The sequence below is a fragment of the Agrococcus casei LMG 22410 genome, assembly GCF_900163565.1.
Lineage (GTDB): Bacteria > Actinomycetota > Actinomycetes > Actinomycetales > Microbacteriaceae > Agrococcus > Agrococcus casei.
Window position 1 is genome coordinate 1 of sequence record NZ_FUHU01000044.1, and the last position, 25,640, is coordinate 25,640.

The window sequence follows — 25,640 nt, forward strand, 5'->3', positions numbered from 1 at the left end:
AGCCGTTCTACGTCAACGACGCGACGCTCCCCATCACCACGAACCGGGAAGAGCCCCTATTCGTGCAGCAGTCCCCACTGCAATCCGTGACTCGTGTACAGAATGGGTGCAAGATCTGATCGATCGATTGGCTACAGAGGAGCCATACGATTACATTGTCACTTCGGCCTTCGCGCTCAATACCGACTTCATCGTCGAGAACAATTCGCAGGATTCGTTTGAAGCAGGCGTCCAAGGATACGTCAATGCGTGGTCGTCACAGATCGATCGCGGAACCGAAATCATCGTTATGCGTGACTACCCACACACCACAACTGATGTACTGGAGTGCTCTCGCATCAACCCGGCGGCTGAGTGCGCGACGCGACAAAATGATGTTCTTGTTCCTGTTGGCGAAGATGCAGCAGCCCAAGCAGCTCTCTCTCTTGACGGGGCAACTCTAGTTGATATGACGTATTGGTTCTGTCTCGACGGCACGTGCCCCACCGTTGTTGGCAATGTGTACGTCTACCGCGACTACCATCACTTCACCGAGACATACGGAATCACCCTTGCGGAACCTTTAGCGCAACCTCTGCGAGAGCAGACATCCATGCCGCTCTGACCTTGCGATCAGGGTCTGACAACCTCGCAAAGCAGATCGTCGAACCGCTCGGCGATCTCACGAGGCGGCAGCGTCGCCGCAAACTCCGCGGCGCGGGCGCCTTTGGCTGCCCATTCGATCGATGTGTCGTCGAGCACTGCTGCGAGGCTTCGCACGCGATCGTCGCGGTCGAACGTCACGACCCAGTCCTGATCGCCGTACTCGCCGACGACCGCCGGCTCGTCAGGCATGACGACCGCTGTCGCGAAGGTCGCTGCAAGCATCGCCGAACCCGAGTTCAGGATGCGGCGGTACGGCAGCACCACCGCATCCGCTGCTGCGAACCACCACGGCGCCTCGCCGTCGGGCACGTAGCTGGGATTGCGCACCGACTGCAGCGACGAGGGGATGCGCGAGTCGATCGCCTTCCAGTCGGCTGGGGTTCCCTGCCCGGCGAGCAGCAGCGTCGGGCTGCGCTCGGCAGCGGCGGCCGCGTCGACGAGGTCGAGCACGCCCTTGTAGCGCTTCATGTGGCCGAGAGCCAGCACTGCGAACGCGTCGGCGGCGACGCCGAGCCGTTCCCTTGCCCTGTCTCGGTCGACAGCGGGCGGATACACGCCCACGTAGCTCGGGTGCGGCAGATAGCGGATCCGGCCTTCGGGCAGCGTGAAGTCGGTGACGGCCGACTCCGTCGCCCGGTTCATGACGTGGATGACGTCGGCGCGATCGGCGAGCTCCTGATGCAGCCGGGCATCCTGGGCGGCGTTGCGAGCGTCGTGCGACAGCGTGTTGTGCAGGGTCCAGACGAGACGCACTCCCCTGCCCTTCGCAGCATCGATCATGCGCAGCGTGCGGTCGACGCTGCGCTTGGCGCCCCAAGGAGTCCTGGGCTTCTGCGTCACCTGGGCGACCCAGTTCCAGTGCAGCACGTCACCGGCTCCGAGCGGCTTCAGAGCAGCCTCGAGCTCATCGAGCGTCACCGTGCTGACGATCCGCGATTCGCGCTCCTTCGCGACGCTCAGCAGCAGTCGCAGAAACGGATTGTCGTCATACGCAGGGAATACGACAATCGTGCCCGGACGGGTCACGGGCGACGCTCCAGCAGCTTCAGCAGGTAGGTTCCGTAGCCGCTCTTCAGCAGTGATTCGCCGAGAGCAGCGAGCTGTTCGTCGTCGATCCAGCCGGCGCGCCACGCGACCTCCTCGATGCATCCGATCTTGAAGCCCTGCCTGGCCTCGATGACCTTGACGTATTCGCTCGCCTGCATCATCGACTCGAATGTGCCGGTGTCGAGCCATGCGACACCGCGGTCGAGCACCTGCACGCTGAGACGTCCCTCGTGCAGGTAGTGCTCGTTGATGCTCGAGATCTCGAGCTCACCGCGCGCAGACGGCTCGATGGTCTTCGCGACCTCGATGACGCTGTTCTCGAAGAAGTAGAGCCCGGGAACAGCGAAGCTGCTCTTCGGGTGCTTGGGCTTCTCTTCGATCGAGACTGCCTGCATGTCGTCATCGAACTCGACGACGCCATAGGCTTCGGGGCTCGCGACGTGATAGGCGAAGATGAGCCCGCCGTCGATGTCTGAATGCTCTCGCAGGCTCGATCCGAGGCCCGTGCCGTGAAAGATGTTGTCGCCGAGCACTAGGGCGACCGAGTCATCGCCGATGAAGTCCTCGCCGATCACGAATGCCTGCGCCAGGCCGTCAGGGCTCGGCTGCTCGGCGTACTCGATCGAGATGCCGAGGTGGCTGCCGTCGCCGAACAGCGCCTCGAACTGCGAGCGGTGCTCTGGAGCAGTGATGATGAGGATCTCGTTGATGCCCGCCATCATGAGCGTCGACAGCGGGTAGTAGATCATCGGCTTGTCGTAAATCGGCATCAGCTGCTTCGAGATGCCCTTGGTGATCGGCCAGAGCCGACTGCCGGTGCCACCGGCGAGGATAATGCCACGCATGAGCGAGTCTCCTTCCGTGCCCGACCCGCTCAGCCTAGCAACGGTCGAGGCACCCCGATGGGTAGGATCGAGGGCATGCCTCAGACCGATCGGGCCCCGAAGATCGCCATCCTCATGGCCACGTACAACGGAGGCTCGTTTCTCTCGACTCAGATCGAGTCCGTGCTCGCACAGCGCCGAGTCGACATCCGCCTCGTCATCGCTGACGACGGCTCGACCGACGGAACAGCCGAGTATGTGAAGACTCTGGCTGAGCGCGACCCCCGAGTCACGCTCATCACGGCCGGATCCGGCGGCAGCGCCCCCAAGAACTTCATGAGGCTCGCCCTGCACGCCGACCTCCGCGATGCTGAGGCGGTCGGATTCGTCGATCAGGACGACATCTGGCTCGCCGACAAGCTCGACCAGCAGTGGCAGCTGTTGCAGCAGCACGAAGCGGTCTCGAGCGATGTGCTGGCCATGTTCCCCGATCGCGACCCTGTGCCTCTCGTGAAGTCTCAGCCGCAGCGTCGCTTCGACTTCTTGTTCGAGAGCGCGGGGCCTGGCTGCACCTTTCTGTTGCACCGCGATGCCTTCGACCGGATTACGGATGCCGTGCGCGCACATCCGTCACTTTCCGACATCGCAGCGCACGACTGGCTCTTCTACGCCGCCGCGCGCGTGCTGGGCATCTCATGGCACATCAGCGACGTGCCCACGATGATGTACCGGCAGCACTCCGAGAACGTCACGGGCGCGAACATGGGCGTCGCTCCTCGCGCCAAGCGATTCAAGCAGCTCACGAACGGCGACTTCAGAGCGCAGTGCGCGGTCGTCGGGCGCATCGCCGTCGACATCGCAGCCGATGACTACGACGACAGCGAGCTGCTCGTCAATCTCACCGGCGCGCTCGAGAGGCAGCACATGGGCGCGAACTGGCTGCTCTCGAAGCACGCAGGCGAGTTCCGCCGTCGTGCCCGCGATCGCCGCATCCTGCGATCGCTGATCGCGACGGGGCTCTTCTGAGCAACGCAACCGTGTCAGAGCAGGATGCGATAATCACCGAAGCGACAACCGCAAGAGAGAGTAGGGCCCCGTGAAGCTGCTGGTCACAGGAGGAGCCGGTTTCATCGGCTCGAACTTCGTCCGCCGATCGCTGCAAGACGCGTATCCGAAGCTGGCAGGCGCCGAAGTGATTGTGCTCGATGCACTGACTTACTCAGGCAATCGTGCCAATCTCGACCCCGTCGCCGACAGCGACCGGCTCGAGTTCGTGCACGGCGACATCTGCGATGCCGAGCTGCTCGATCGCATCGTGCCGGGCGTCGACGCGATCGTGCACTTCGCGGCAGAGAGCCACGTCGACCGCTCGCTGCAAGACGCCTCGGTGTTCGTCGACACCAACGTCGGGGGCACGCAGCGTCTGCTCGACGCGGCGCTGCGTCACAGCATCCCAAAGTTCGTGCATGTGTCGACCGACGAGGTCTACGGGTCGATCACTGCAGGCTCATGGTCAGAAGACCACATTCTTGAGCCCAACAGCCCCTACTCGGCGTCCAAAGCCTCCAGTGACCTGATCGCGCGGTCGTACCATCGCACGCACGGCCTTAACGTGTCGATCACGCGGTGCTCCAACAACTACGGGCCCTACCATTTTCCAGAGAAGGTCATCCCGCTGTTTGTCACCAACCTCATCGACGACTTGCACGTGCCCCTCTACGGCACTGGCGACAACGTTCGCGACTGGTTGCACGTCGACGACCACTGCCGCGGCATCTCACTGGTCGTCACCGACGGTGGCGCAGGCGAGGTCTACAACATTGGCGGCGGCACAGAGCTGAGCAACCTCGAGCTGACCGACCTGCTGCTCGAGGCCACTGGTCGCGACTGGTCGTATGTCGACCGCGTCGCCGACCGCAAGGGCCACGATCTTCGCTACTCCGTCGACATCTCGAAGATCAGCGCCGAGCTCGGCTACGAGCCGCAGGTGCCTTTCGAAGAGGGCCTTGCTCAGGTCGTGCAGTGGTATCGCGACAATCGTGCGTGGTGGGAGCCGCTGAAGGCAAAGGCGGCGCTCTGATGCGTGTGCTCGTCACAGGAGCCGGCGGGATGCTCGGGCGCGATCTGCTCGAAGCCGAGACCCAGCACGACCTGGTGGGCGTCTCGCGTGCCGAACTCGACGTGACCGAACGCGATGCGTGCATCCGCGCTGCCGAAGGCTTTGACGCGATCGTGAATTGCGCCGCCTACACGAACGTCGACCAGGCCGAAACCGCCGAAGACAGCGCCTACGCGATCAATGCGACAGGCGCCGAGAACCTGGCTATCGCCGCAGAGCGCGCAGGCGCCGTGCTCGTGCAGGTGTCAACCGACTACGTCTTCGACGGAACCGCGACGCAGCCATACGCAGAAGACGCCCCCTTGGCTCCCCTCGGCGCCTACGGACGCACGAAGGCTGCCGGCGAGCAGCTGGCGCAGGCGGCGCACGGCGACACGATCGTGCTGCGAGTCGCGTGGCTCTACGGAATGCACGGAGGCAACTTCGTCAAGACCATGCTGCGGCTCGCCGACGAGCGCGACACCCTCACGGTCGTCACCGATCAGGTGGGGCAGCCCACATCGACGATCGAGGTCGCACAGACGATCCTCGCGCTGCTCGACGCGGATGTGCGCTCAGGCGTCTTCCACGGCACGTGCAGCGGCGAAGCAAGCTGGTGGGAGTTCGCACGCGAGATATTCACGCTTTCGGGCCTCGACTCCGAGCGGGTGCACGAGACGACATCTGAACGGTTCGTGCGCCCGGCTCCGCGACCCGCCTATAGCGTGCTCGGCCACACAGCGATCGCAGACGTGCGATCGCCTAGAATCTGGAGTGAGGCGCTTCGCGACGAGCTGCGTCGCATGGGGCGCCTTGCCCTCTGAATCACCAGCCGCAGGAGCACGATGAGCACGACACTCCGGGTCATCCTCGATGACGTCGCCGGTCCCGTGCGCAGCGGCATCTCCTGGTACAGCGAAGAGATCACCCGAGCGCTGGTCCAGACAGCGCCAGACGGCATCGACGTGGCCGCCTTCGCAGCTGCGATGTCGAAGGAGCGCGAGGCAGAGACCCAGAGGCTGCTTCCCGGTCTCGTCGACCTCGAGCAGGCAGTGCTGCCGTCGCGCGAGATGCGCGAGGCATGGCTCCATTCGCTCACGACCTTCTCGCTCAGCGGCCTCGTGCATGCCACGAGCCTCTTCGCTCCCCTGCGACGCCGCGGCGACTTCATGACTGGCCAGACGGTCGTCACAGTGCATGCGGCGACACCGGTCTCAGACCGCGGAGCCGCCAAGGACCGCTGGTTCGAGAAGGCCATCAGACGTGCCTGGAAGCACGCCGACGGCGTGGTCGTTCCGACCTACGCTGTGGCATCGCAGCTGTCAGAGATGCACGACTTCGGCGGCAGGATCCGGGTGATTCCCGGCGGCGTCGCGCCCACGATCGCCCTGCACGACGGCGCTGATGACAGAGCGAAGCTGCTCGGCCTGCCCGAGCGATTTGTCGTGCTCGTCACCGCTTCGTCGTCGAAGGCGACGGGCGAGGCCGTCGTGCAGCTGCTCGCCGACGCCGCGATGCCCGACGTGCCCGTGGTCGTCGTCGGCCCCGTCGCCTGGGACGACGCGACGCTGTCTGGCATGGCCGTCGCCGCCGGGCTGCCGCCTGCCCGATACATACCCGTGGGCGAACTCGACGACAGCGACCTCGCAGTCGTGCTGTCTCGCGCATCCGCTCTCGTGCACGTCAGCACGAATGACTGCTTCGGCCTGCCGATGCTTGCCGCCTTCACGATGGGATGCCCGGTCGTGCACGTGGCCACCGACTCGCTCGACGAGGTGGCCGACGGAGCAGCCCTCGGCGTCTCGGCCGATGCAGACGGCACCCTCACGCGGCCTCTTGCCGAGGGCATCCGCCGGATGCTCGACGAGCCCGAGCTGGGGCGAGACCTCGCGGCACGTGCCTCAGACCGAGTCAGACACTTCACCTGGAACAACGCAGCGGAGCAGATATGGCAGTTTCACGCAGACATCTGACCCCGGTCGGCGAACGCATCAGCGTCGCCCTGTGCACGCACAACGGTGCTGCTTACGTCGGCGAGCAGGTGCACAGCATCCTCGCGCAGACCGTGCCGGTGCACGAGATCGTGCTTGGCGACGACGCCTCGGGCGACGACACCGTGGCCATCGTGCGCGAGCTCGCTGCAGACACTGACGTCGACCTCGTCGTTCGCGAGCACTCCCCTGCCCTCGGTGTGCGCGACAACTTCGCCGACGCGATTGCGGCCACGACCGGCGACGTCGTCGCCCTCAGCGACCAAGACGACGTGTGGCACCCTGAGCGGCTGGCCACGCTCGTGCCGGCGCTGCAGACGAGTTCGCTGGTGCACTCGGATGCGCGGCTCGTCGACGAGGCGCTCAATCCGCTCGGTGACACTCTGCTTGAGTCGCTCGAGGTCTCTGAATGGGAGCTCGAGAGTCTGCAGACGGGCCATGCTCTTGCAGTGCTGTTGCGGCGAAACCTTGTCACGGGCGCCACAACCGTGATGCGCGGGGACTTCGCGAGGGATGCTCTGCCGATTCCCGACGGCTGGCTGCACGATGAGTGGCTCGCGATGCTTGCAGCCATCGAGGGCTCACTCGTGCTGGTGCCCGAGGCCCTGACCGACTACCGTCAGCACGGCGCCAACGAGGTCGGGGCACAGAAACTAGACCTCCTCGCGAAATGGAAGCACCTCCGGCAGCAGGGTTCAGGTGCGCATCGGCGCAAGGCCCTCCGCGCCACGAGCCTCGCTCAGGCCGCATTCGATCGCGGTATCGGCGACGACGAGACCCGCGCTCTGCTGATTGCCAAAGCTCGGCACGAGCGTACTCGTCTCGGGCTACCGACCTGGTACCCCAGCCGCGTCCCCGCGGTCGTCCGTGGTCTCGCGACCGGACGCTATGGTGTGTTCTCTCGCGGAGCGCTGGAGGCGGCGCGAGATCTGGTCGAGCGTCGCTGACCGCCCCCTCTACGGAGCAGTGAGGGCGTCCGTCCGCTCATCGATGCGCGAGAGAAGCTCGGGGAACATCGTCGCGACATAAGTCGATGTCAGGTGGTGCTCGTCCCGATAGACAATCACGCCTCCGATTACAAGAGGGCAGTCTCCGTCAATGCAGTACAGGTCCCGGGTTGGGATCGCGATTACATCATCCCGCTCCTGCGCTACGTCCCAATACGCATCGTCAAATCCGTACCCGACTTCTTCCGGGAGTGCGCACTCTTCACCCGACAGTTTCGGATCATCAGCCCTCAGCTGACAGTCGTATCGTTCCTCATCAAGACGAGGGTTATCTTCAATGGCGATTACCTTCGATCCCGCATCGACCAGCTGCTGAATCCGCTGATTTATTATTTCATGGGCGCCCCCACTGGCAAAGTACCCGCCCACCACCACGACAACGTCGAATGGGTCGTCTCCAAGAAACAGCTGCTCCTGCTGCTCAAGACGAGTCCCGCAACCCTCAGCTTCGTCGCGCGTGAACGTCCAAACGCATCCATTGGCAGGCAACGATGTAACTTGCCAATTCCGCGACTCTGCCATCGCGTTGAAAGCAGGAGCCAGCATCGCAGCATGGGAGTTGCCAATTACAGCGACCTTCAACTCTGCGTCGTCCGGGCCAACTGGATCGCACTCCTTCAGCACCGAGGCGTCGGACTGGGTGTAGCAAACGTACGCCGAACTCACATCATCCAAGAGCTCCGCACGAGGAGGGCTCAACGGAACGCCTTGCAACGCTTCTTGGCACGCTGCATAGCCAGCTGTCAGTGCGTTGTAGCCATTGCACTCACTCGCCACGACCGGCGCTTCGTTCTGCCGAACGTCAGCGCTTACGAGTGTCGTGACAGGAATCACCACCGCGATGCACCAAGCCAACACGAGTCCCACCGTTACGATACGACGACCTGGCTTTGCGGCTCTTCCAGGGCGCCACCAACGCTGCACGGGGTTCTCGAGCAGCCGCTTAGTTAGATATGCGAGCACGATGGCGGAAATGATAATGGCTGGCCCCGCAAGAATTCCGGGCTGCCCGTCGAGCCCGTACCAGTATCGATAAAGCACTAGCAATGGCCAATGCCACAAGTAGATGCCGAACGCAATCGAACCGAGCCAGACCAATGGCGACCACGAAAGGAGCCTGGTGCCCGCCCACCACTTCTCGTCTTCACGTGTGCTCACGAGGATCGCAGCTGCCGCCAGCACCGGCACCGCCGCGATGATGCCGGGGAACCCTCCTTCGACCGGGAGTACAGCCCCAGTCAGAACGAGGACAACCACCGCGCCCAGGGACGCTATGGCCGCAACAGTCCCACGTAAGTGCAACCGTGAGCCAAGTATCGCAAGAATGCCACCCACCGCGAACTCCCACATACGGGTCCACGGGACGAAATAAGCAAACGGCTGAGCCACAGCCGTTTGCCATATCGAAAGCCCAAGCGACAATACAACAAGTGTGGCGAGCACAATCATCATTGTCTTGCGCGCATTCGCTGCGAGCACTTTCACCATCAACAGCACGAGTGCTGCGACTAGCAGCCAGAGTACATAGAACTGCGCCTGTATCGACATCGCCCAGAAATGCTGCACCGGTGTCTTGGGATCTTCCGCATTGAGGTAGTCCACTGCGTTGAAAGCGAGGTACAGATTCTCAAAAGACAACGACGAGGCAATGATCTCTTCAAAGTTTCGTTGCATCAAGGGTGCTGGAGCCCAAAGCAACGTAATGAAGCCAGCAAATGCGAGCACTATGGCCGCACTTGGAAGTAGGCGTCGAATAAGCCGGCCGAAGTATGCAAGCGGACGTATCCGACCGGCGTCCACGTGCTTGAGCACCGTCAACGTAATGAAGAAGCCCGTCACGACGAAAAACACATCAACACCGCCCGAAACACGGCCCACCCAGATGTGATAGAAAGCAACAAGAAGTGCTGCGACGGTGCGCAGGCCTTCAATTTCCGTGCGACGCTTTGTAGGAGCGGGCGTCTGTGTCATGTATCGAGTCCAGAGTTATGCTGAGAGTGAATATGCCAGAGGTGCGAACCGGACAAGGATACAGTCCCCTGCCAATGAACCCATTGTCCCCTACCGTTTCGGGCGCCTCCTGGTAACGTGGCCTCATGGAAGCACTGCGACTGGAAGAACTCAACGCCACTAACGTCGTCGCGGCCAACAGCCTCACGCTGAAGCCGGGCCAGGAGCAGTTTGTAGCTCCCGTATCGAATTCAATCGCCGAAGCATACGTCAACCAGAACACCGCTTGGCCGCGCGTCGTCTACTCAGAGGGCGAACTGGTCGGCTTCATCATGGCCAACTTCGATGAGGACTCCACACGCGAAGAGTTCAAGGCAATCATCCTTCGCATGAACGTCGCCGCAGAAGCACAGGGCCGGGGCGTTGGCCGCTTCGCAGTCGAGCAGATCGCAGCTGAGGGGCGAGCACGCGGCAGCGAGTTCCTCTACGCAATGTGGGAGCCCGGTGAAGACGGGCCAGACGCATTCTTCCGCCACCTCGGATTCGAGGTCATCGAAGACAATGAGTTCGGCGAGGCAGTCGGCCGCCTGGCGCTTCGCGACTAGAGGTCGATGTCGACCACGAGCTTGCCGATCACGTCACCTTCAAGCAGTCGCCCGATGCCCTTCGGAATCTCATCGAAACCGATCACCTCGGTGTTCGGCCGCAGCCCCTCGTTGCTCATGAACTGCACGAGGCGCGCGAACTCCCCTCTCGTGCATCCGGTCGATCCGACGACGCTGATCTGCTGGTAGAAGATGCGCTGCAGCTCGGCCGGCGGCATGCCGCCCGTGGTCGATCCGCAGACGACGATCGTGCCACCTGGCTTGACGCTGCGAAGGCTATGACCCCACGTCGCCTCCCCCCACGGTCTCGACGACGACATCGACACGCTTCGGAAGCCGCTCACCATGCTCGAACGCTGCAGCCGCACCGTTGTCGATCGCGAACTGACGCTTCTCCTCAGTGCGTCCGGTCGCATAGACCGTAGCCCCCGCGGCGGCGGCCAGCGCGATCGCGGCGCTTGAAACGCCGCCCGACGCGCCCTGCACCAGCACGGTGTCGCCGGGACGGATGCGCGCACGCGTGAACAACATCCGGTATGCGGTTCCCCAGGCGATTCCGAGGCAAGCTGCGTCGACGAACGTGATGCCCTCAGGTTTGTCGACCAGCAGCTCGTCGGGCACGAGAATCCAGTCGGCGAGCGTTCCGTCGATCGTCTCGCTGAGCAGCGCCCGCTTGGGATCAAGCGTGGCGTCGCCGTCACCGCGGTCGGCATCGCCCATCATTGAGTGGAGGATCACCTCACGGCCATCTTCTGTGACGCCGGCGCCGTCGCAGCCGAGCACCATCGGAACCCGGTCTGCCGGGTGCCCAACCCCTCGCAGAGTCCAGGCGTCGTGAGGATTCAGACTCGCCGCTTTGAGGCGCACCAGCGTATGACCAGGTTTCGACTCGGGCCGGGGGTACTCGGCATCAATCGTCAGCCCGTCCAGCGGATCGTGTGGATTCTGTGAGGTGACCAGTGCTGCGCGCATGAGAACTCCCTGTTGTTCATTGCCACCATTCAATCACCGTCGGTGATCTGTCACCACGGGAGAATTCTCACACCATCGAGTCCTGCCACGCCTTGTAGAGCGAAGCGTATTTGCCGCCGAGTTCGACGAGCTCGTCGGGCGAACCGTCTTCGATAATGCGACCGTGCTCCATCACGAGCACTCGGTCTGCTATCGCCACGGTCGAGAGGCGGTGCGCGATGATGATCGCCGTGCGGTCGGCGAGCAGTGTCTGCAACGCCTCCTGCACGAGTCGCTCTGACGGGATGTCGAGGCTCGCAGTCGCCTCGTCGAGAATCAACACGACGGGGTCTGCGAGGAACGCACGCGCGAACGAGATCAGCTGACGCTGGCCCGCCGAGACACGGCCGCCGCGCTTGTTCACGTCGGTGTCGTAGCCATCGGGCAGCTGCATGATGAAGTCGTGAGCGCCCACGGCCTTCGCCGCGTCGATGATCTCTTCGACCGTCGCGTCCGGTCGCCCGAGTCCGATGTTCTCGCCGACCGACCCTGAGAACAGGTAAGCCTCCTGGGTGACCATGACAACAGCCTTGCGGAGGTCTTCGTTGCCGATCTCGCGAAGGTCGACGCCGTCGAGCCGCACAGCACCAGTGGTCGGATCGTAGAACCGTGAGACGAGCTTGGCGAGCGTCGACTTTCCTGCACCCGTCGTTCCCACAAGAGCCAGCGTCTGGCCTGCCGGAATCTCGAGAGAGAAGTCGGGCAGCACCACCGTCTGCTCGTTGTAGGCGAAGCGCACGCTGTCGAAGTCGAGCGAGCCGCGCAGGCGACGAAGGCGAGCAGGCTCCGCAGGCTCGGCGACCGATGGCTGCTCTTCGAGCACGCCGGAGATCTTCTCGAGCGCAGCCGAAGCCGACTGGTAGCCGTTGAAGAACATGCCGATGCCCTGAATGGGCTGGAAGAAGTTGCGAGCGTAGAGCATCGCAGCCAGCAGCACACCGATCGCGAGGTCGCCCTCGGCCGCACGCAGGGCGCCGACGAACACGACCGAGGCGACGCTGACAGCGCCGATCGCCACGATGCCGGGCTCGTAGATGCCGAAGATGTTGATCGTGCGCAGGTTCGCGTCGCGGTAGTCGTCGACTCGCTCGGCGAACTCGTCTTCGTTGATCTTCTCGTTCCTGAAGGCCTGCACCGCGCGGATGCCCGTCATCGTCTCGACGAAGTACTGGATCATTCGCGCGCTGGTCGTGCGCGTTTCGCGAAACAGCTTCGTCGACTTCTTGTAGAACCAGTGCGTCAGCAGCGTCGCAGGAATGAGAGCGATCACCAGCACGAGGCCCGACATGGGGTCGATCAGCACCATCGCCACCAGCGTGAACGCCATGAACACGACACCGCGCACCAGCTCGTTCAGCCCCTGGTCGAGCAGATCGCGGATCGACTCGAGGTCGCTGGTCTGGCATGCCACGAGGCGCCCGGAGGTGTACTTCTCGTGGAACTCCATGCTCAGCCGCTGCGTGTGGTCGAACAGGCGACGGCGCAGCGAGAACAGCACAGCCTGCGAGATGCGCGCTGTGTTGACGGTATAGGCGTAGAGCAGGAATGCCGCACAGCCCGCCGCCACGATGTAGACGATCACCGCGGCCCAGATGGGCATCCAGTCAGCGTCCTCGATCACAGAGGGCAGCGCGACGTCGATGCCGAAGGCGATGATCGAGGGCCCGGCGACCGCGGCCCCTGTTGCGAGCAGCACCATGACCACCGTCAGCACGACGCGGCCGATGTGCGGCTTCACAAGCTCGATCAGCAGCTGGCGCGAGCGGCGCCTGACGTGCTTCGACTCCTGCTTCGAGTACTCGTGCCGGTCTTCGCCGGCGACACCGAAGACGGTCACTGGTATCCCTTTCGCTTGCGCGTCTCTTCTTCGAGTGACGAGATCACGTATCGGTAGTGTGCGTTGCGCGCCAGCAGCTCGCTGTGGGTTCCCACATCGTCGATGCGGCCTTCGCGCATGAGCGCGACCCGGTCGGCCAGCTGCACCGTCGAGGGACGGTGGGCGACGATGAGCGCTGTCGTCGATGCAAGCACCGTGCGCAGTGCGTCCTCGACCTGCGCCTCAGTCTCGACGTCAAGAGCCGAGAGCGGATCGTCGAGCACCAGAACAGCAGGCTCTGCGGCAACCGCGCGTGCGAGCGCAAGACGCTGCCGCTGACCGCCCGAGAGCGACATGCCCTCTTCGCCGATCTGCGTCTCGAGCCCTTCGGGAAGATCGTGCACGAAGCTCGCCTGCGCTATCTGCAGCGACTTCTCGACCAGCTCGGGGTTGTCGTCCGAGCCGGATCCGAGCAGCACGTTGTCGGTCACCGATCGCGAGAACAGCGTTGCATCCTCGAACGCCATCGCGATGTGCGTGCGCAGCTCCTTGAGCGTCAGGTCGCGCACATCGACGCCGTCGAGCAGCACCTGCCCCTGCGTCACGTCGTAGAGCCTCGACGGCAGAGCCGTGAGCGTCGTCTTGCCGCTGCCGGTGACGCCGATGAGCGCCATGGTCTCGCCGGGCACGATGACGAGGCTTGCGCCGTCGACGAGATCCCGCTCCTGCGGCCCCGCATCGTCGTACCTGAAGTGCACGTCCCTGAACTCGAGACGGCCCTCGGGTCGGGCGATCGTGGTCGCCTCCTCGGGGTCGTGGATCGTCTCGTCAGCGTCCATCACTTCGCGGAATCGCACGGATGCGCTGGCCGCCTCGATCGAGAACGCGTACAGGAATCCGAGCGACTCGATGGGGAATGTGAGCACGACCGCGGTCGCGAAGAACGCGACGAGCTGTCCGACCGTGAGCACCTCCTGCTGCACGAGCCAGACGCCGAGGAACAGGCAGACCGCATACGACGTGAGCGGAATGAACGTGAGCCATGCTGACAGCGTCGCGTCGAACTTCGCCTTGCGGATCTCAGTCTCCTGCAGGTCGCTCGCCTGCGTCGTGAAGCCCGCGAGCGCGTGCGGGCCGCGCCCGAACGCCTTCAGCACGCGAATGCCGTGCACCGACTGCTCGACGGTGGTCGCCAGGTCACCGGTCTGATCCTGCGAGAGCCTTGCCGCTCCCCAGTACTGGCGCTCGAAGCGGTAGGTGATGATCAGGATCGGCGCATTGATGACCAGGAATGCGAGCCCGAGCAGCCAGCTCCAGTAGAACAGCACACCCATGCCGATCACGATGGTGAGCATGTTGACCGTGAACATGATGGCGCCGAACGCCAGGAACCGGCGCAGACGCCCGAGGTCCTGCACCGCTCGGCTGAGGAGCTGCCCCGACTGCCAGCGGTCGTGGAACGAGACCTGCAGGCGCTGCAGCTTCGCGTACAGCGAGTTGCGCATGGTCGCCTCGATCATCGTCGAGGGGCCGGTGACCATGAATCTGCGCAGCAGTATGCAGACTGCCTCAGCGATGCCGAGCCCGAGGATGAGCAGGCCGAACGGCAGCACCTGCTCAGGGTTTCCTTCGGCCAGAGGGCCGTCGACGAGGACGCGCATGACCATCGGGATCACCAGCGCGACGATCGTGGCGCCGAGCGCCGAGAGCGCGCCGACGAACATTCGGGGCAGCCACGGGCGCACGTACGGGAGGGTCAGCGCAAGCGACGAGAGGATGCCGTTTCGCTTGGCGGGCTCAGCTGAGGAGGACATGAAGACGCTTTCACACGGGTTGTCGGCTGCACCGGGGATGCGGGCGACAGGGGGTTTCTGGAGAGCTGCGTGCAGCAGCCCTCCAGGTTATCGATTGACTAACCTGAATCGCAAGTCCCCGGCCCCGGCGAGTCTCTGTGCCGAAGCCCGAATCAGTGGAAGAAGTGACGCTCTCCTGTGAAGTACATCGTCACACCTGCGTCGCGAGCTGCCGCAACGACCTCCTCATCGCGCACGGAGCCGCCAGGCTGCACGATCGCCCGCACCCCCGCATCCAGCAGGATCTGCGGACCGTCTGCGAACGGGAAGAACGCGTCTGACGCGGCGACCGAGCCGCTCGCACGCGAGCCTGCGCGCTCGACTGCAAGCTTGCACGAGTCGACCCGGTTGACCTGGCCCATGCCCACGCCCACACTGGCTCCGCCGGATGCCAGCAGGATCGCGTTCGACTTGACCGAGCGCACCGCACGCCATGCGAATGCCAGGTCGGCAAGCGTCGCCTCGTCGACAGCGTCGCCAGCCACGAGCTGCCACGAGTCGGTCGAGAAGCCGTCGAAGACATCGGGCTGTTGCACGAGCACGCCGCCCGAGACCTGACGCAGCTCAGCGCTCTCTCGTTCGTAGCCCTCGGGGAGCTGCAGGATGCGCACATTCTTCTTCGTCTGCAGCAGCTCGACTGCACCCTCTTCGAACCCGGGTGCGATGACGACCTCGGTGAAGATGTCCTTCACGGTCTCGGCCATGGCGCGGGTCACGGGGCGGTTTGCTGCAATGACGCCGCCGAAGGCGCTGACCGGGTCGCACTCGTGTGCCCGCAGATGAGCACTGGCGATCGCGTCGTCGGCGTCAGCCGCGGCAACTGCGATGCCGCACGGCTGCGCGTGCTTGATGATCGCGACGGCGGGCTCCGCGAAGTCGAATGCCGCCCTGAGCGCCGCATCGGCATCCTGGTAGTTGTTGTACGACATCTCCTTGCCGTGCAGCTGCGTCGCCTGCACGATGCCGCGACCACCGGGCAGGCCGTAGACGGCCGCCTGCTGGTGGCTGTTCTCGCCGTACCGGAGGCTGGCGACCGACTGAGCGCTGCCGATCGAGGCGAGCAGCGCATCCGCACCCTCGACCGACTCGCCCTCGGACGCCTCATCGGCGTCGGCGACGGTGCCGGTCGCGAACCACTCCGAGACGGCGCTGTCGTACTCGGCCGTGTGCGTGAAAGCGTCGCGGGCGAGGCCCCGGCGCTGCTCGAGGGTGAGGCCCTCTGCCAGCGATGCCGCGACCTCGTCGTACTGCGACGGGTTCGTCACGATCGCGACGTTGGCGAAGTTCTTGGCGGATGCGCGCACCATCGCCGGTCCGCCGATGTCGATCTGCTCGACGGTGTCGTTGGCGGCGGCGCCCGACCGCACGGTCTCGACGAACGGGTAGAGGTTGACGACGACGAGATCGAACGGGGCGATGCCGAGCTCGGTCAGCTGGCGCTCGTGACTCTCGAGGCGGAGGTCAGCGAGGATGCCGGCGTGCACAGCGGGGTGCAGCGTCTTGACGCGGCCGTCGAGGGTCTCGGGAAACCCGGTGACCTCAGCGACCTCGGTGACGTCGAGGCCGGCGCCTGCGATCAGCTTTGCCGTCGATCCGGTCGAGACCAGCAGCACGCCGGCGTTCGCGAGCGCCGTGGCGAACTCGACGACGCCTGACTTGTCTGAGACAGAGATCAGCGCGCGCTTGGGCGTGATGCGGTCGCGCTCTCGGTACAGCGATGCGTCGTGGCTGGGTCCGGCCATGGTGTGCTCCTCCAGTGTCGTGTGAGCTCGCGGCTCGTGTCAGTTCGCGGTCAGCGGCAGCGCGCCGCCTGCGATGTCGGTGATGACTCGCGCGGCCAGGTCGCGCTCGACGACCTTGATGCGCTCGTGCAGGTGGTCTTCGGTCTCGTCAGCGGCGATGTCGATGCGCTCGCGCGCCAGAATCGGCCCCGTGTCGACTCCTGCGTCGACGACGATGACGGATGCGCCGGTGCGGGTCGCGCCAGCGGCCAGGGCGTCTCGCACGGCGTGTGCGCCTGGGAACTCCGGCAGGTAGGCCGGATGCGTGTTGAGCAGCCGCGGCGCGAGTCGTTCGACGGCAGCCGGTGCGAGCAGGCGCATGAAGCCGCTCAGGATTGTGAGATCGGGCTGATGCGCCTCGATCTGGTCGACGACGCGGTGGTTCCACGCTTCGCGCGGTGCAGCGAACGGCTCGACGAACGCCGGAATGCCGTGTTCTCGAGCATAGTCGAGGCCGGCGCACTCGCGGTCGGCGCCCACGGCGACGATCTGCGCGGGGACCTCGCCCGTCTGCGTGCGGCTCAAGAGGTCGGCGAAGTTCGTTCCCGAACCCGAGACCATCACGACCAGACGAAGCACTCGACCATTCTAGGGTTCGCTGCGGGGTGCCGCGTCTCGGTCGGGCTCTGTCTCTGCGACCGCGTCGTCCAGCTGCTCGGTCTCGGTGTGATCGGGGTCTGCAGGTTCGGCCTCAACCTCGACTGCATCGTCGGCCGCAGCTGCATCGTCGGCGTCGCCATCGTCGTCGGGGTCGCTGTCGAACAGTCCGCCCTCGGCGTCTCGCCCGATGACGTAGTCGACGCCCTCCGAGCCATAAAACGCCGCCGACATGGCAAGAGCGAGACCGCCGAAGGCGATCGCAGCGACCGCGCCGATGTCGGGGCCGAGCTCCTGCATCCGCCCGGGTCCGATCGCACCTGAGCTGAGCACCGTGACGACCACGAGCGCGGTGGCGGCGAGCACCGTCGCTGAGACGGCCGCCACGAGCGGCTGCCACCACTCGTCGTGCTCGGGCATGAATCGGCGGGCGGCCATCATGCCGAGGGCCACGACGACGACCGCTGTCAGCACGACCAGTGCGAGGAACCAGGGCTCAATCGTCGAGGGAATCGCTCCGAAGGCGGGGATTCCGGGCAGCGGCCCGAGCGACGCTTCGAACGGCGAGAGCGTCGAGCCCGTTCCGAGCTGCACAGGAGCACCGATCATCCACGAGATCGCCCAGACGACTGCGTTCGGCAGCAGGGCGAGCTGCGCCAGGAACATGACGAGCGCCCCGAGGACCGTCGGCGACGACGCCTCGCTGATGGCGACCATCCGATCGAAATGCGTGAACAGGGTCAGGCCCGTGGCCGCAGAGCCGAGGGCGACAAGAGCCACGATCGTCACGACGCCGACGTGCAGGCCTGCGCGGATGGGCATGGCCCACTCTGCAGGAATCGTCAGTCGTTCGGTGACGAAGTCGGCGATGAGCGTGCGGTGACGCCAGAGGATCGCGGTCACGTGCCCGATGAGCGACACGAGCGCCGGCATGTAGGCGGCCTGCACCAGGCTCGGGCTCACCGTCTCATGCTGGGCGGTCAGGGCGAGCACGAAACCGACGACCGCTGTCGTGAGGGTCGAGCCGATGACGCCCCAGAGCAGCACCTGGGTGAAGATGCTGTGCGGGCGGGGCGTGCCTCCGAACCCCTCCACTCGCTCCACGTGGTCGGCGGCCATGCCGCTTGCGGCGGATTCGAGCGCAAGGCCCGATCGGTACGAGAGCACGAAGGTGAGCAGCCCGATGCCGAGCGGCCACAGTGTCACCGAGAACGGGCGCAGCGCCTCTTCTGCCCCGAGACGGGCGGCGACCGCTTCAGGCAGCTGGGCGTCGAGCGTGACGCCGTGGCCGAGCAGCCACGCGTCGACAGCGGCCCTCCAGCTCAGCAGGATGTCGGGCCCGAAGCCTCGATCGATGCTCCAGACGAGCGCCAGCGGCACGAACATGATGGCAAGGCCGACACCGGCAATCGCCAGCGCCTGCACGAGCTGGGCGAGCGAGACGTTGAGGCGATACACACCGAAACTGTACCCGGATGGGCGGCCCCCGACTGCCCTGGCTCGCCGGAGAGGCATGCGGCGCGGTAAGTTGGGAGGCAGGCGTGGCACTTCTCGTGCGTGCCACCATCACACGTGAACTGAGGGGTCTCCACCAGTGTCGAACATCATCTACACCTACACGGACGAAGCGCCGATGCTTGCGACGCATTCGTTCCTGCCGATCATCCAGTCGTTCGCTTCGGCCGCCGACGTCGAGATCGAAACCCGCGACATCTCGCTCGCTGGCCGCATCGTAGCCGTCTTCGCCGACCTGCTTCCCGAGGATCAGCGCGAGAGCAACGCGCTGACCGAGCTGGGACAGATCGCCAAGTCCCCCGACGCCAACATCATCAAGCTGCCCAACATCTCGGCGTCGGTGCCGCAGCTGAAGGCTGCTGTCGCCGAGCTGCAGGCCGCTGGCATCTCCCTGCCTGCCTACCCTGAGGAGCCGTCGACCGACGAAGAGCGCGACATCCGCGCGCGCTACGACTCCATCAAGGGCTCGGCCGTCAACCCCGTGCTCCGCGAGGGCAACTCCGACCGCCGCGCTCCCCGCGCAGTCAAGGACTACGCACGCAAGCACCCCCACTCGATGGGCACCTGGAGCAGCGACTCGAAGACCGACGTCGCGACCATGAGCTCGGGCGACTTCTTCGCCAACGAGAAGTCGGTCACGCTGCCCGCAGACGACGTGCTGCAGATCCGCCTGGTCACCGCAGACGGCGAGACCGTGCTGAAAGACGGGTTGAAGGTGCTCGCCGGCGAGATCATCGACGCGACCTTCATGAGCGCCAAGGCACTCGACGCGTTCCTGGCCGAGCAGGTCGCTCGCGCCAAGAGCGAGGGCGTGCTGTTCTCGGCACACCTCAAGGCCACCATGATGAAGGTCTCAGACCCCATCATCTTCGGCCACGTCGTTCGCGCAGTGTTGCCGGGCGTCTTCGAGCAGTACGGCGAGCAGCTCTCCGCTGCCGGCCTGACCGCAGAGAACGGCCTCGGAGGCATCCTCGCGGGCATCGACGAGCTGCCTGCCGACGTCGCCTCGGGTGTTCGCACCGCGATCGACGATGGCTTCGCAGCCGCACCCGCGATCGCCATGGTCGACTCCGACAAGGGCATCTCGAACCTCCACGTGCCGTCCGACGTCATCATCGATGCCTCGATGCCTGCCATGATCCGCGCTGGCGGCATCATGTGGAACGCAGACGGCAAGCCCGCCGAGACGCTCGCCGTGATTCCCGATAGCTCGTACGCCGGCGTCTACAAGGCCGTCGTCGACGACTGCCGCATCAACGGCGCCTTCGACCCGACGACCATGGGCTCGGTTCCCAACGTCGGCCTCATGGCGCAGAAGGCCGAGGAGTACGGCTCACACGACAAGACCTTCCACATCAAGCAGACCGGTTCGGTCGAGGTCGTCAACCAGGCCGGCGAAGTGCTGCTGCAGCACGACGTCGAGGCCGGCGACATCTGGCGCGCATGCCAGACCAAGGATGTTCCGGTTCGCGACTGGGTTCGCCTGGCCGTCGAGCGCGCTCGCCTCTCTGAGACGCCGGCTGTCTTCTGGCTCGACGAGGCTCGCGCGCACGACGCCGAGCTCATCAAGAAGGTCAACGAAGAGCTGCCGAAGCACGAGACCGACGGTCTCGACATCCGCATCCTGAGCCCGCTCGACGCGACCAAGCTCTCGATCGAGCGCATCCGTCGCGGCGAAGACACGATCTCGGTGACGGGCAACGTGCTGCGCGACTACAACACCGACCTCTTCCCGATCCTCGAGCTCGGCACCAGCGCCAAGATGCTGTCGGTCGTGCCGCTGCTCGCAGGCGGCGGCCTCTTTGAGACCGGTGCCGGCGGCTCTGCGCCCAAGCACGTGCAGCAGCTGGTCGACGAGAACCACCTTCGCTGGGACTCGCTGGGCGAGTTCATGGCGCTGGCCGAGTCGCTGCGTCACCTGTCGCGCGCTGCATCGAACCCGCGCGCCGCTGTTCTTGCCGAGGCTCTCGACGCCGCAACCGGCAGGTTCCTCGAAGAGAACAAGTCGCCTTCGCGCAAGGCCGGCGAGCTCGACAACCGCGGCAGCCACTTCTGGCTGGCACGCTTCTGGGCCGAGGCCCTCGCGGCGCAGACCGAAGACGCTGCGCTCGCAGAGCGCTTCGCCTCGGTCTCGAAGGCGCTTGCAGACGGCACCGAAGCGATCGAGCGCGAGCTGCTCGACGTGCAGGGGCAGTCGGTCGACCTCGGCGGCTACTACCGCGTCGACAGCGAGCTGACGGACGGCGTCATGCGCCCGTCGACGACGCTGAACGGCATCCTCGCCTCGGTCTAAGCGCCGAATCCGCCACAACTCACGCCTGAGAGGGGGTCGAGCCGCATATGTCGGCTCGACCCCCTCAGCCGCGTGAGTTGTGGTGAGACTTGGGCCGCAGATCGTTCCTGCTGTGGAGAGACGCAGGCTGTGAGCACAGCGCAGAGGCAGGCGGGCGGAGGCTGGCCTGCGGAGCCGGTCACATCTGACTTCAGCGCAGAGCGCTGGTTTGGCCAGTTCGCGCCTCGCTCACGCCCATTCCCATTCGGTCGCCTCGATCGCCGACAGGATCTCGGGGAATCGATCCGGCACGGCCTCCTCCGAAAGCCGGGCAAGCCAGATCAGGGGGCGCCCGCCTCCGGCAGGCGTGCGCATGATGGCCGGAAAGTACTCTCCGTCGATGTGAGACACCCAAGCCAGCGCATCGCCAGAGGCATGTCCCGGCTCAGCCATCACGTCACGCTTGAGGCCCTCGCGGAGTGCTTCCATCGAGGTCTTCGGCGAAAGCCTCACGCTGAACACGACGAGCTTCGAGCTTCCGTCTTCGTGCTTCCCCCGCCACTCCGGTCGCACGTCGACTCCCGGCATCTTGAACGGTGTCGGCTCAGTCTCCGCATCGTCGTCGGTGCACCAGGCTCCAGGCATGCGGATGCCTGCCGTCAGCAGGCCGTCAGCCATGAGCGCCCTCGACCTCAACTTCGATGCCGGTGCCGTCGTCTTCTCCGTCGACCTCAACCTCCATGGGCTGCTCAGCTTCTGGAATCTGCACCGGCTCACCGTCGCTGCCGGGCTCCTCAGCCTCTGGAATCCGCACTGGCGGCTGATCGGGAACGCCTCCCACCGGCTCATTCGGGCTGTAGTCATAGTCGGGATTCGTCTCTTCAGCATCCCCGGCCCAGCCATCGATCGGAGACGTGTCGACCCCTACATCCACCGGCAAATCTGGGCGTCGTTCATCTGGGGCATCGGATTCCGGACGCACCGTGTGCCCATTCGGAGCAGGTGCTTCAGGCGTTTCAACGTCGCTGGCCTTTGGCTGGTTCTTGCCGTACAGACGCGCGAAGTCCACGAAGGGAATGAGCCCGAGCACTGCAACGCCCGCATCCCCATACTCTTTGCGCACCTGGCCCTCAGCCACTCGAATCGACTTGTCACCTTCACCATGCAGCCTGTTCGCCTGGTGGATCTGGTACCCGGCCTCCAGCAAAGATGTGGCTACTCCAAGGGCCGCCGCGACCAATCCCACACCAGGAATCGCAGAGGCCATGTCTGCTACCCCGCCGACGGTGCCGAGCGCGTCAGCGAACGACCCATCGCGCTGGAAGGCGTTTTCCGCATCCGTGTCTTTGAGCACACCGAGCACACCGTCGAGTGAATCCGCGAATACGCCAGCAGCGACCTCCCACTCCTCATAAGCAGTGTCAAAGGCTTCCAGCTGCCGGTCCTGGCGCGCATGCACCATCTCATGCATCGTGGCGAGCCCCGTGAGGTTGGACTCGATCGCCCGCATGGCGTCATCGCGCTTCTTGCCAGCGAGCGACGACGTCACGGGAGTCGCGTTGAGCATGCCCTCTGTGTCGAGCACGGTGTAGCTCGTGAGCGTGCCGCTCGCGGTGTCATCATCAGGCAGCGTGTACGTCTGCTGCTTCAGCAGTTCTGCGTCCTCGCGCTGGTTGACCAGGGTGAGCAGTGACTGCTGCAGGTTGTCCTGTCGACCCTTCAGATGCTTTGTGGCGTCGACCGCGGTGCTGCACGCTTCGTGGTAAATCCATGCCGCCTCAGCGACATTGCAGAAGTACTCGCCGAGCGGCCCCAGCGAGTCTCCGACCGTGAGTGCCATCTGCTGAAGGGCGTCGATGGAGATGCCCTCCTGCACTTCGATCTCGCCGTTGATGATGCTCAGGACGAACCTGTCCAGCTCAATCGTCTCCTCGCCCGTGGCCTGCAGTTGAGCTGCGTTCTCGGCGATCGCTTCATAATCGCTGACCGGCTCTGCGATCACTCGCCCTGCGGGTGTGTGAATGGTTAGCTGATCGCCGCTCATGAGGATCCTCCCGCGTCGCTCCAGTCGCCCGTTTCGAGCGCCGTCGAACCGGGCACGCCGACACCGTCATCCCACTCGGCATAGCCCTGCCCGATCACATCCGCCTTCTGCGCCGCGTTCATGGCCTGCAGCGACATCACAGACCGCACGTAGTCCCAGTCGCCGATCATCGTGCTGACTGCTTCCTTCGCAATCGTCGCAGTCGTGCCGTCCCAGACCTCGGAGACCGAGTCTTCGAGACTGTCTTCCCAAGTGGTTTCCGCCGCGAGATCGACAGAGAGGTTCTTGAGCGACCCCGCAATCTGATTCAGCAGCTGGTAGTCGATCTTCACATTCGCCATCGGCTTGCACTCCCATTTCTTTCGACATTCTCAATCCTGCCCTTGGCACCTTGTCGTGCTCTCGACGAAGGCTGAGTCTCCGGTGTGGAGATGGCACGCAGAAGGGGGCCGGCCCATAGGCCGACCCCCAACTGAAGAAAAGAGCTAGAAGCCCTTCACGATCTCGCGCATGAGCAGCGCGGTCTCGCTCGGCGTCTTGCCGACTTTGACTCCGGCGGCCTCCAGGGCCTCCTTCTTCGCCTCTGCGGTGCCTGCTGAGCCCGAGACGATGGCGCCTGCGTGGCCCATCGTCTTGCCTTCAGGTGCCGTAAAGCCTGCAACGTAGCCGACAACCGGCTTCGTCACGTTGGCCTTGATGTACTCGGCAGCACGCTCTTCGGCGTCGCCGCCGATCTCACCGATCATCACGATCGCCTTGGTCTCGGGGTCGTTCTCGAAGGCCTCGAGCGCGTCGATATGCGTCGTGCCGATGACGGGGTCGCCACCGATGCCGATCGCGGTCGAGAAGCCGATGTCGCCCAGCTCGTACATCATCTGGTAGGTCAGGGTTCCTGACTTCGAGACGAGGCCGATGGGGCCCTTGCCCGTGATGTTCGCGGGCGTGATGCCTGCGAGTGCCTCACCGGGGGTGATGATGCCGGGGCAGTTCGGGCCGATGATCCGCGTCGTGCCCTTGGCCTTCGCGTGTGCCCAGAACTCAGCCGAGTCCTGCACGGGAATGCCCTCGGTGATCACGACGAGCAGGCCGATCTCAGCGTCGACAGCCTCGATGACTGCGTCCTTGGCGAACGCTGGCGGAACGAAGACGACCGACACATCCGCGCCGGTTTCGGCCATAGCCTCGGCTACTGAACCGAACACGGGTAGCTCGACGTCGCTGCCGCTTGCGTCTTTGTGCTGCACCGTGGTGCCGGCCTTGCGAGCGTTGACGCCACCGACAATCTGGGTGCCTGCAGCGAGCATGCGAGCGGTGTGCTTGGTGCCCTCACCGCCGGTGATTCCCTGGACGATGACCTTGGAGTCCTTGTTGATGAAGATTGACATTCCTGTACTCCCTTACGCAGCCAGCTCGGCAGCCTTGGCTGCGGCTTCGTCCATGGTTCCGACTACGGTCACCAGCGGGTGGTTCGCCTCGCTGAGGATTGCGCGTCCCTCTTCGACATTGTTGCCGTCGAGACGCACGACAAGCGGCTTGGTCGCGCTGTCGCCGAGCATCTCAAGCGCCTGCACGATGCCGTTCGCGACAGCGTCACAAGCTGTGATGCCGCCGAAGACGTTCACGAAGACGCTCTTGACGTCGTCGTCGCCGAGGATGACGCTGAGGCCGTTCGCCATGACCTCAGCCGATGCGCCTCCACCGATGTCGAGGAAGTTCGCGGGCTTCACACCGCCGAACTGCTCGCCTGCGTAGGCGACGACGTCGAGCGTCGACATGACGAGTCCTGCGCCGTTGCCGATGACGCCGACCTGGCCGTCGAGCTTGACGTAGTTGAGGTCGAGGGCCTTGGCCTTGGCCTCGAGGGGGTTCTCGGCCTCCTGGTCGACGAGGGCGCCGTGGCCCTCCTGGCGGAAGTCGGCGTTCTCGTCGAGCGAGATCTTGCCGTCGAGCGCGATGATGTCGCCCTCAGCCGTCTTGACGAGCGGGTTGACCTCGACGAGCGTCGCGTCCTCGCCGGTGTAGACGTCGTAGAGCTTGACGAGAACAGGTGCGACCTTGTCGTGCAGCTCTTCGGGGAAGGAAGCCTGCTTCACGATCTCGAGCGCCTTCGCGAGGTCGAGGCCTGTTGCCGGGTCGACCTCGACGCGAGCGAGCGCCTCGGGACGCTCTTCTGCGAGCTGCTCGATCTCCATGCCGCCCTCGTACGAGCACATGGCGAGGTACGAGCGGTTGGCGCGGTCGAGCAGCACCGAGAAGTAGTACTCCTCCACGATGTTGGCTCCGGCAGCGACCATGACGCGCTTGACGACGTGACCCTTGATGTCGAGTCCGAAGATCGCCTCAGCAGCAGCCTTCGCCTCTTCGGGGGTCTTTGCGACCTTGACGCCGCCGGCCTTGCCGCGGCCGCCTGTCTTGACCTGTGCCTTGACCACCACTACGCCACCGAGCTGTCGGGCTGCTGCCTCGACCTCTTCGGGGGTGTCAGCAACGATTCCAGCGAGAACGGGGACGCCATGGGACTCAAAGATGTCCCTGGCCTGGTACTCGTAGAGATCCACGCGATATCCAATCAGCCTTCGAATGT

23 protein-coding genes are annotated in these 25,640 nt (G+C 64.7%); 8 read left to right on the forward strand and 15 right to left on the reverse strand.

The genetic code is table 11. The annotated features are described in order from the left end of the window. The coding region (locus CZ674_RS11195; RefSeq protein WP_268802403.1) for an SGNH hydrolase domain-containing protein at positions 1-604 on the forward strand (604 nt) is incomplete at its 5' end. 8 nt (positions 605-612) lie between these two features. Here CZ674_RS11195 and CZ674_RS11200 read toward each other — a convergent pair. Next, complete coding sequence (locus tag CZ674_RS11200) at positions 613-1,671, reverse strand: glycosyltransferase (protein ID WP_086992612.1); 1,059 nt, start codon at positions 1,669-1,671, stop codon at positions 613-615. After that, positions 1,668-2,537: a glucose-1-phosphate thymidylyltransferase RfbA gene (gene rfbA, locus CZ674_RS11205; protein WP_086992613.1), complete on the reverse strand. Its 870-nt coding sequence runs from the start codon at positions 2,535-2,537 to the stop codon at positions 1,668-1,670. The genes CZ674_RS11200 and rfbA overlap by 4 nt, the downstream gene beginning before the upstream one ends. A gap of 75 nt (positions 2,538-2,612) precedes the next feature. Between rfbA and CZ674_RS11210 the strand changes: the two genes are divergently transcribed. The 5 genes from CZ674_RS11210 to CZ674_RS11230 all read left to right on the forward strand — a co-directional run bounded on the left by CZ674_RS11210 (position 2,613) and on the right by CZ674_RS11230 (position 7,552). Next, positions 2,613-3,542, forward strand: a complete 930-nt coding sequence (locus tag CZ674_RS11210) for a glycosyltransferase (protein WP_159456974.1) — start codon at positions 2,613-2,615, stop codon at positions 3,540-3,542. A 70-nt stretch (positions 3,543-3,612) separates the two neighbouring features. After that, positions 3,613-4,596, forward strand: coding sequence for a dTDP-glucose 4,6-dehydratase (gene rfbB / locus CZ674_RS11215; protein WP_086992615.1), 984 nt, complete (start codon positions 3,613-3,615; stop codon positions 4,594-4,596). Beyond that, positions 4,596-5,438, forward strand: coding sequence for a dTDP-4-dehydrorhamnose reductase (gene rfbD, locus CZ674_RS11220; protein WP_086992616.1), 843 nt, complete (start codon positions 4,596-4,598; stop codon positions 5,436-5,438). Before rfbB ends, rfbD begins: the two co-directional genes overlap by 1 nt. A 21-nt stretch (positions 5,439-5,459) precedes the next feature. Further along, positions 5,460-6,587 (forward strand): glycosyltransferase, encoded by a 1,128-nt coding sequence (locus CZ674_RS11225; protein WP_086992617.1) that lies wholly within the window; start codon positions 5,460-5,462, stop codon positions 6,585-6,587. Continuing rightward, complete coding sequence (locus CZ674_RS11230; RefSeq protein WP_086992618.1) at positions 6,563-7,552, forward strand: glycosyltransferase family 2 protein; 990 nt, start codon at positions 6,563-6,565, stop codon at positions 7,550-7,552. The genes CZ674_RS11225 and CZ674_RS11230 overlap by 25 nt, the downstream gene beginning before the upstream one ends. Positions 7,553-7,561: 9 nt before the next feature. On the opposite strand, the gene CZ674_RS11235 is transcribed toward CZ674_RS11230, so the two are convergent. After that, positions 7,562-9,583 (reverse strand): acyltransferase family protein, encoded by a 2,022-nt coding sequence (locus CZ674_RS11235; protein ID WP_086992619.1) that lies wholly within the window; start codon positions 9,581-9,583, stop codon positions 7,562-7,564. A 125-nt stretch (positions 9,584-9,708) separates the two neighbouring features. On the opposite strand from CZ674_RS11235, the gene CZ674_RS11240 reads away from it, so the two are divergent. Next, on the forward strand, positions 9,709-10,167 hold the full coding sequence (locus CZ674_RS11240; RefSeq protein WP_086992620.1) for a GNAT family N-acetyltransferase: 459 nt from the start codon (positions 9,709-9,711) through the stop codon (positions 10,165-10,167). Here CZ674_RS11240 and CZ674_RS14630 read toward each other — a convergent pair. The 7 genes from CZ674_RS14630 to CZ674_RS11270 all read right to left on the reverse strand — a co-directional run bounded on the left by CZ674_RS14630 (position 10,164) and on the right by CZ674_RS11270 (position 18,683). After that, on the reverse strand, positions 10,164-10,487 hold the full coding sequence (locus CZ674_RS14630) for a zinc-binding dehydrogenase (RefSeq protein ID WP_327078625.1): 324 nt from the start codon (positions 10,485-10,487) through the stop codon (positions 10,164-10,166). The genes CZ674_RS11240 and CZ674_RS14630 overlap by 4 nt on opposite strands. Further along, positions 10,444-11,139, reverse strand: coding sequence for a quinone oxidoreductase family protein (locus CZ674_RS11245; RefSeq protein ID WP_327078626.1), 696 nt, complete (start codon positions 11,137-11,139; stop codon positions 10,444-10,446). The genes CZ674_RS14630 and CZ674_RS11245 overlap by 44 nt, the downstream gene beginning before the upstream one ends. Positions 11,140-11,206: 67 nt before the next feature. Further along, the gene (locus CZ674_RS11250; protein WP_086992621.1) at positions 11,207-13,015 is read right to left on the reverse strand and encodes an ABC transporter ATP-binding protein; all 1,809 of its coding nucleotides are present in this window, start codon (positions 13,013-13,015) and stop codon (positions 11,207-11,209) included. Further along, positions 13,012-14,808 carry an ABC transporter ATP-binding protein gene (locus CZ674_RS11255; protein ID WP_086992622.1) on the reverse strand — a complete coding sequence of 599 codons (1,797 nt, stop codon included), beginning with the start codon at positions 14,806-14,808 and terminating at the stop codon, positions 13,012-13,014. The genes CZ674_RS11250 and CZ674_RS11255 overlap by 4 nt, the downstream gene beginning before the upstream one ends. 152 nt (positions 14,809-14,960) lie before the next feature. Further along, entirely contained in the window at positions 14,961-16,589 is a 1,629-nt protein-coding gene (gene purH, locus CZ674_RS11260) for a bifunctional phosphoribosylaminoimidazolecarboxamide formyltransferase/IMP cyclohydrolase (protein ID WP_086992623.1), read from the reverse strand. 39 nt (positions 16,590-16,628) lie between these two features. Then, entirely contained in the window at positions 16,629-17,207 is a 579-nt protein-coding gene (gene purN, locus CZ674_RS11265; RefSeq protein ID WP_086992624.1) for a phosphoribosylglycinamide formyltransferase, read from the reverse strand. Positions 17,208-17,216: 9 nt separating this feature from the next. Further along, complete coding sequence (locus CZ674_RS11270) at positions 17,217-18,683, reverse strand: cell division protein PerM (RefSeq protein WP_086992625.1); 1,467 nt, start codon at positions 18,681-18,683, stop codon at positions 17,217-17,219. 136 nt (positions 18,684-18,819) lie between these two features. Here CZ674_RS11270 and CZ674_RS11275 point away from each other — a divergent pair, with 136 nt between their 5' ends. Beyond that, positions 18,820-21,033, forward strand: a complete 2,214-nt coding sequence (locus CZ674_RS11275; RefSeq protein ID WP_086992626.1) for an NADP-dependent isocitrate dehydrogenase — start codon at positions 18,820-18,822, stop codon at positions 21,031-21,033. Positions 21,034-21,261: 228 nt separating this feature from the next. Here CZ674_RS11275 and CZ674_RS11280 read toward each other — a convergent pair whose 3' ends face one another. From CZ674_RS11280 to sucC, 5 genes are all read right to left on the reverse strand, one after another. After that, complete coding sequence (locus CZ674_RS11280) at positions 21,262-21,690, reverse strand: hypothetical protein (protein ID WP_086992627.1); 429 nt, start codon at positions 21,688-21,690, stop codon at positions 21,262-21,264. Then, positions 21,683-23,056, reverse strand: a complete 1,374-nt coding sequence (locus CZ674_RS11285) for a hypothetical protein (RefSeq protein ID WP_086992628.1) — start codon at positions 23,054-23,056, stop codon at positions 21,683-21,685. The genes CZ674_RS11280 and CZ674_RS11285 overlap by 8 nt, the downstream gene beginning before the upstream one ends. Continuing rightward, positions 23,053-23,397 (reverse strand): SNARE domain-containing protein, encoded by a 345-nt coding sequence (locus tag CZ674_RS11290; RefSeq protein WP_086992629.1) that lies wholly within the window; start codon positions 23,395-23,397, stop codon positions 23,053-23,055. The genes CZ674_RS11285 and CZ674_RS11290 overlap by 4 nt, the downstream gene beginning before the upstream one ends. 144 nt (positions 23,398-23,541) lie before the next feature. Further along, entirely contained in the window at positions 23,542-24,441 is a 900-nt protein-coding gene (gene sucD, locus CZ674_RS11295; RefSeq protein ID WP_086992630.1) for a succinate--CoA ligase subunit alpha, read from the reverse strand. Positions 24,442-24,453: 12 nt separating this feature from the next. Continuing rightward, positions 24,454-25,614 (reverse strand): ADP-forming succinate--CoA ligase subunit beta, encoded by a 1,161-nt coding sequence (sucC, locus tag CZ674_RS11300; RefSeq protein ID WP_086992631.1) that lies wholly within the window; start codon positions 25,612-25,614, stop codon positions 24,454-24,456. Between the last annotated feature and the right edge of the window lie 26 nt (positions 25,615-25,640).